Raw genomic sequence first — 6,069 nt, forward strand, 5'->3', positions numbered from 1 at the left:
ATGCCCAGCGGTTGCGCCATCTGCCGGATACCCATGGCGGTGCCGCGCTGCCGGGCGGGGAAGAAGCCGACGACGATCCGCCCGCTGGCGCCGTTGGCCGCACCGGAACCGATGCCGCCGAGGAGCAGCGCTGCCCCGAGCACCCAGGGTGGCGATCCGGCCGTCACTGCCGCCATCGCGCCCACCGTGCCGATCAACGTGACTGTCATGGACAGCAGCAGAATGCGGCGCTCACCGAAGCGGTCGAGTGCCCAACCCCACGCGATGATCGCGGCGGTGATACCGACCGTGGGGACTGCCGCCAGCAGACTGGCCGTGGCCAGCGTCATGCCGTCGGCGGTGAGCGCGGGGAGCACATAGGCGAAGCCACTGGTGGCTGCGGTTGCCGTCATCGCGGCGATCAGCGCACAGACGAGGATGGCCCACCGTCGGGTAGCGGCGGGAACATCGCTTGCATTCCCATTTGATGGGATCATTGTGTCAGTATATAAAACGCGGTGCTCGACTGTGGGAGTGCGGCGCTCTGCGCTAGCCTGGCCGGTATGAAACTCGCGCGCGTGGCAACTCCGGACGGGATGGCCTTCGCGGCTATTGAGGGCGAGCAGGGGAGCGAGACTGCCCGGGAGATCGCTGAGCATCCGTTCGGGGAGCCGACGTTCACCGGCCGCATCTGGCCGCTGAACCAGATCCGACTGCTGGCGCCGATTCTGGCGAGCAAAGTGATCGCCATCGGCAAGAACTATGCCGATCATGCGGCCGAGATGGGATCGGTCCCGCCGGAGAACCCGGTCATCTTTCTCAAGCCCAATACCGCGATCATCGGGCCGGGGGTGCCGATCGTGCGCCCGCCGTCGTCGCAGCGGGTCGACTACGAGGGCGAACTGGCCGTCGTTATCGGCCGTCCCTGTAAGGACGTCAAGGCCGCGCAGGCGAACAAGGTGATCCTGGGGTATACGGTCGCGAACGACGTCACTGCGCGCGACCAGCAGCAGGCCGACGGTCAGTGGACCCGCGGCAAGGGTTATGACACCTTCTGCCCGCTGGGTCCGTGGATCGAGACTGATCTGGACGTGGCGGACCTGGCGATCTCCACCACGCTCGATGGCGCGGAGCGCCAGTCCAGCCGAACCTCCCTGATGCTGCACAGCGTCGGCGACATTATCGAGTGGATTTCGGCAGTGATGACCCTGATGCCCGGCGATGTGATCCTGACCGGCACGCCGGCCGGCGTCGGGCCGATGGCCGCCGGTCAGACGGTCGCGGTGACCGTCGAAGGTATCGGTACCCTGACCAACCCTGTGGTCGAGAAGTGACCCGGCCCGGGGCGGCGCAGCCGCTGACCGTGCAGTGCAACGGCATCACCGTCTCGTACACGATCGCCGGTGCGGGCCCGCTGGTGGTAATGATCATGGGATCGGGCAGTCCGGGTCGCGTCTGGCACGCCAACCAGCAGCCCGCGCTGATCAAGGCGGGCTATCGCGTCGTGACTTTCGATAACCGAGGGATCGCGCCGACGAGCGAATGCGCAGAAGGTTTCACCCTCACCGACATGGTCGAGGATACCGCGGCACTGATCGAGCACCTGGGCGGACCGGCATTGGTGGTCGGCACTTCGCTGGGCGCCCGGATTGCGCAGGAACTCACGCTGGCCCGGCCGGACCTGGTCCGGGGTGCGGTCATGCTGGGTACGTACGGTCGCCAAACGCCACTCATCGCGGCGTTTTCGGCTGGCGAGATCGCCTTGTACGATCGCGGCACCCTGCTGCCCGACGAGTACTACGCGGCGGTGACGGTGGAGTCGAACCTGTCCCCGAATTCGCTCACCGATGACCGGAGTGCGCAGGACTGGCTCGACATCGTGGGATTCAGCGGCCAGCGCCGGGCGCCCGGCGTCCGGGCGCAAATGGGCCTGCCCGAGCGCAAGGATAATCGGCTCGCCGCGTACCGGGGCATCACCCGCCCCTGCCTGGTGATCGGGTTCGCCGATGACCGGACGCTCCCGGTGCACCTCGCGCGGGAAGTCGGCGAGGCGATTCCGGGTGCCCAGTATCAGGAGATCGCCGAGGCCGGGCACTGGGGCTATCTGGAACAGCCCGCCGCCGTCAACGCCGCCCTGATCGAGTTCTTCCGGGACGTACTACGCTGACCGGCATGACCGTCCGCGTTCGCTTCTGCCCGTCACCCACCGGAACCCCGCACGTTGGCTTGGCCCGCACCGCGCTGTTTAACTTCGCGCAGGCCCGCCACGACGGCGGCACTTTTGTCTTCCGCATCGAAGACACCGATGCCGCCCGCGACAGTGAGGAGAGTTACGCGGCGATCCTGGACGCCCTGCGCTGGCTCGGGCTGGACTGGGACGAGGGTCCCGAGGTCGGCGGCCCGTACGGCCCGTACCGGCAGTCGCAACGCAAGCAGCAGCACCTCGACGTCGTCGATCGGCTGGTCGAAGCCGGGTACGCGTACGAGGCCTACTCGACTCCCGACGAGGTGGAGGCCCGGCATAGGGCGGCCGGCCGCGACCCGAAGCTCGGCTACGACAACTTCGATCGCGACCTGAGCGACGAGCAGCGTGCCGCCCATCTCGCCGACGGGCGCAAGCCGGTGATTCGGCTTCGCATGCCCGACGAGGACCTCAGCTGGGACGATCTGGTCCGCGGCACCACCACCATCAAGGCCGGGACCGTTCCGGACTTCGCCTTGACCCGGGCAACCGGTGATCCGCTATACACGCTGGTGAATCCGGTCGACGACGCGCTAATGAAGATCACCCACGTGTTGCGCGGCGAGGATTTGCTGTCGTCGACGCCGCGGCAGATCGCGCTGTACCGGGCGCTGACTGAGCTGGGTATCGCCGACGGCGTCCCGCAGTTCGGGCACCTGCCGTTCGTGACCGGTGAGGGCAACAAGAAGCTATCCAAGCGCGACCCCGAGTCGAGCCTGTTCCACCACCGCGACCGGGGTCTGCTGCCCGAGGGCATGCTGAATTACTTGGCGCTGCTCGGCTGGAATGGCCCCACCGAGGACGAGATCTTCACGCTGGAGCAGATGTCGGCGGCCTTCGATGTGCGTGATGTGAAGTCGGCGCCGGCGCGCTTCGACCAGAAGAAGGCCGATGCGATCAATGCCGAGCACATCCGCCGTCTCGCCCCGGCGAATTTCGCCGGCCGGCTGCGCCACTTCCTCGTCGAGCACGGTCACCTGGCCGAGCCGATCGACGATGCTGTCTTCCGGCCGCTCGCCGACTTGGTGCAAACGCGCGTGCAGGTTCTTGGTGACGCGTGGGGGCTGATCAAGTTCGCGTACGTTTCCGACGACGAGTTCGCCTTCGACGAGAAGTCGGCGGCGAAGAACCTCGGCGCCGACGCAGTGCCCGTTCTGGACGCCACGATCGCCGCGTGTGAGGCCGTCTCGGAGTGGACCGCACCGGCGCTGGAGGCGGCGCTGCAGGCGGCGCTGATCGACGGTCTGGAGCTCAAACCGCGCAAGGCCTACGGTCCGGTGCGCGTGGGTGTCACCGGTGCGGCGGTCAGCCCGCCGCTGTTCGAGTCGATGGAGGTGTTGGGCCGCGCCACGTCCCTTCGTCGCCTGGCGCAGGCCCGGGATGTGGCCGCGGCAGCCTCCTGACCACCCGATTTGGCGTTTAGGGGGAGGGTCTTGGTAATCTTCTCCACGGTTCGAAATGACGCGGAGAGCTCGCCGCGGAGGGACCGAAAACCCTTGGGGTATGGTGTAATTGGCAACACAGCGGTTTCTGGTACCGCCATTCTAGGTTCGAGTCCTGGTACCCCAGCGAGATACACCGGGGATACCCGTGTGCCTCACAATTGAATAGCTCGCTAGCGAGCAGTTCCTAGGGCCCCGTCGTCTAGCGGCCTAGGACGCCGCCCTCTCAAGGCGGTAGCGCGGGTTCGAATCCCGTCGGGGCTACCACACAGCAGGGCCCCCGTGACGCAGTCACGGGGGCCCTGCTGTATCTGGTGGACAGGTGTCGCGGATCTGGTCGCTGGGCATGAACAATCCGCGACAACTGAGACGGGAACCGGCAGTATTCGCGACAGATAGCGGGCCCAGACCGGTGGACGTCGGATCCTGACGGCAGGTCCTCGACGGCGTGTCGGGGAACCGGATTGGCTCGTGCTGCGTCCAATCACTATGAGTGCGACCAACCAGGGCGGCCCCGACCTCGCCCGCGTGCGGCGGATCCTCGCCGCGCAGGACGGGATCATCACGGTGAAGCAGACAGCACTGTGTGGATTGTCGCGATCGGCGGTCACGCGAAGGTGCGCGTCGGGTGAGTGGCAGGCCCTCGGCTTCGGTGTCTTCCACGCCACCGATCACCGCTTGTCCACACCGGCGCGTCTCCGGGCCGCAGTCTGGGGGTTGGGCGCGCACGCGATGCTGGGTGGGCCCGCAGCACTGTACTGGCACGGACTTCCTTCGGCGGTGCCGACGACGATCCACGTGAACGTGCCGCGCGGGCGCAGTGCGCGCACGCCGCTGCACCGTTCGGTCGGCGTCGTCGTGACCTGGCATCGTCGCCTTGATCCCACCGATTGCGTCACGGTCCGCAATGTACGGACGAGCTCACGAGCACTCGCCGTGCTCGATTCGGCCGCACTGCTCGGCATGGCCGTCGTCGATCGCTCCTTACAGTCCAAGCAGGTGACGCTCGCTGACCTCGCCGCCGCGCATCGGCGGTATCCGCATCGTCGTGGTGCCGCGGCGGTGGGACCGATGCTCACCGTGGCGGAGAGCGGTGCCCGCTCGGCGGCCGAACGCGAGGCCCTCGAGCGCCTGTTCCGGACAGCCGACCTGCCGCCGTGCCAGCTGAACTACCCGGCGGTGCCGCCCTACGAGGTGGACGTCGCCTTTGTGGCACAGAAGGTCGCGGTGGAAATCGACGGTATGGCCTACCACTCGGATGCGCAGGCATTCCAGCACGACCGCACCCGCGGCAACGTCCTCGCGGCGGCCGGGTGGATCGTTCTGCACTTCACGTGGGCCGACATCGTCGAGCGTCCGGAGCAGACGCTCGCGGTGATCCGGCGGCAGCTCGCCCGCGCGGCGTGATCGGTCGCGGTTCTCGTCGGTCCACCGGCGAAGTGTCGCGGATCTGATCGTTGAGCGCAGGGAATCGGCGACAACTGGGCTAGGAGTAGTGCTGGGCGGTGGAGCCCGATAGTGGAAGCGCGGGCAGGTTCAGCTTGCGGTGGTCCCAGGAGCGGACCCGCGTGGGGGTGATCCGGACGGCGACGCGTTTGTGCATCATCGCGTCGACGGCGGGGCGCAGCTCATCGGTGTACGGGCCGTTGTAACGCTCCCACACGCTGATGCCGGTCCGCAGGCAGCTATCGGCGTCGTCGTAGATCGCGGCGGTACCTTCGATGGCGACGCCGCGCAGGGTGTCGTAGGTGAGGCCGTCTTCGATCATCACGGTGACGCGCGGATCGCGACGCAGGTTCACCGCCTTCTGCGATTTGGCTTTCGTCTCGAACCACAGTTCCGGGAGCGCCTCAACACCCGTTCGGCTGACACCCGCTCGATGGGCTCCGGCGCCGTCGATGACGCCGAACCACATGGCGACGAGGTGGGGTTGGCCGGTCGCGCCGACGGTGGCTAGGGTGGCGGTGCGGCTGCGGTGGATGAAGGCGACGATCTCCTCGTCGGACATGACGATCTGGCTGCGCTGGTTGCTTCCCATCTTCCGACGCTAGCCCAGATGCGGCCGTCAACGCAGGCGCGACCCGATGCGGTCGGCCGCGGCGAGGAGATCCTGCGCCCAGCGTTCGCCCGGGCGGCGGCCCATCCGGTCGATCGGACCGGAGACGCTGACCGCGGCGATCACCGCGCCGGTGGGATCGTAGATCGGTGCCGAGACACTGGCGACGCCGTCGGCGCGTTCGCCCGCACTGTGCGCCCAGCCGCGTTTGCGGATCTCGGCGAGGTTGCGTTCGGAGTAGACGGCGTCGTCGAGCAGGCCACTGCGGACCTCCCGATCGGCAAACGCGGCCAGCACCCGCGCGGCCGAGCCTGCGGTCATCGGCAGGCGGGTGCCGACCGGAACAGTGT

At 67.7% G+C, this 6,069-nt stretch carries 7 protein-coding genes and 2 tRNA genes; 6 read left to right on the top strand and 3 right to left on the bottom strand.

Going from position 1 to position 6,069, the window contains the following annotated elements; all coding sequences use genetic code 11:
• The coding region (locus tag WAW85_RS08720; protein ID WP_422559223.1) for an MFS transporter at positions 1-476 on the bottom strand (476 nt) is incomplete at its 3' end.
• 66 nt (positions 477-542) lie between these two features.
• On the opposite strand from WAW85_RS08720, the gene WAW85_RS08725 reads away from it, so the two are divergent.
• From WAW85_RS08725 to WAW85_RS08750, 6 genes are all read left to right on the top strand, one after another.
• Positions 543-1,313, top strand: coding sequence for a fumarylacetoacetate hydrolase family protein (locus tag WAW85_RS08725; protein ID WP_422559224.1), 771 nt, complete (start codon positions 543-545; stop codon positions 1,311-1,313).
• Positions 1,310-2,146: an alpha/beta fold hydrolase gene (locus WAW85_RS08730; RefSeq protein ID WP_422559225.1), complete on the top strand. Its 837-nt coding sequence runs from the start codon at positions 1,310-1,312 to the stop codon at positions 2,144-2,146. Before WAW85_RS08725 ends, WAW85_RS08730 begins: the two co-directional genes overlap by 4 nt.
• A gap of 5 nt (positions 2,147-2,151) precedes the next feature.
• A complete protein-coding gene (gene gltX, locus WAW85_RS08735; RefSeq protein ID WP_422559226.1) occupies positions 2,152-3,624 on the top strand; it encodes a glutamate--tRNA ligase in 1,473 nt (490 codons plus the stop codon).
• Between the two features lie 94 nt (positions 3,625-3,718).
• Positions 3,719-3,790: transfer RNA gene (locus WAW85_RS08740), tRNA-Gln, on the top strand.
• A 64-nt stretch (positions 3,791-3,854) separates the two neighbouring features.
• Positions 3,855-3,930: transfer RNA gene (locus WAW85_RS08745), tRNA-Glu, on the top strand.
• Positions 3,931-4,152: 222 nt separating this feature from the next.
• Positions 4,153-5,070, top strand: coding sequence for a DUF559 domain-containing protein (locus tag WAW85_RS08750; RefSeq protein WP_422559227.1), 918 nt, complete (start codon positions 4,153-4,155; stop codon positions 5,068-5,070).
• Between the two features lie 79 nt (positions 5,071-5,149).
• Here the strand turns inward: WAW85_RS08750 and WAW85_RS08755 are convergent, their stop codons facing one another.
• Positions 5,150-5,701, bottom strand: coding sequence for a pyridoxamine 5'-phosphate oxidase family protein (locus tag WAW85_RS08755; RefSeq protein WP_422559228.1), 552 nt, complete (start codon positions 5,699-5,701; stop codon positions 5,150-5,152).
• A gap of 27 nt (positions 5,702-5,728) precedes the next feature.
• Positions 5,729-6,069 (bottom strand): IclR family transcriptional regulator domain-containing protein (locus WAW85_RS08760; protein ID WP_422559229.1); only part of this gene is annotated, 341 nt, incomplete at its 5' end.

This window comes from Gordonia sp. (in: high G+C Gram-positive bacteria), assembly GCF_049299075.1.
Classification (GTDB): domain Bacteria; phylum Actinomycetota; class Actinomycetes; order Mycobacteriales; family Mycobacteriaceae; genus Gordonia.

Bases quoted from the DNA above. Each gene is read 5' to 3' on its own strand.
- WAW85_RS08725 (WP_422559224.1), top strand. From the start codon at position 543: ATGAAACTCGCGCGCGTGGCAACTCCGGACGGGATGGCCTTCGCGGCT.
- WAW85_RS08755 (WP_422559228.1), bottom strand. From the start codon at position 5,701: ATGGGAAGCAACCAGCGCAGCCAGATCGTCATGTCCGACGAGGAGATC.
- gltX (WP_422559226.1), top strand. From the start codon at position 2,152: ATGACCGTCCGCGTTCGCTTCTGCCCGTCACCCACCGGAACCCCGCAC.
- WAW85_RS08750 (WP_422559227.1), top strand. From the start codon at position 4,153: ATGAGTGCGACCAACCAGGGCGGCCCCGACCTCGCCCGCGTGCGGCGG.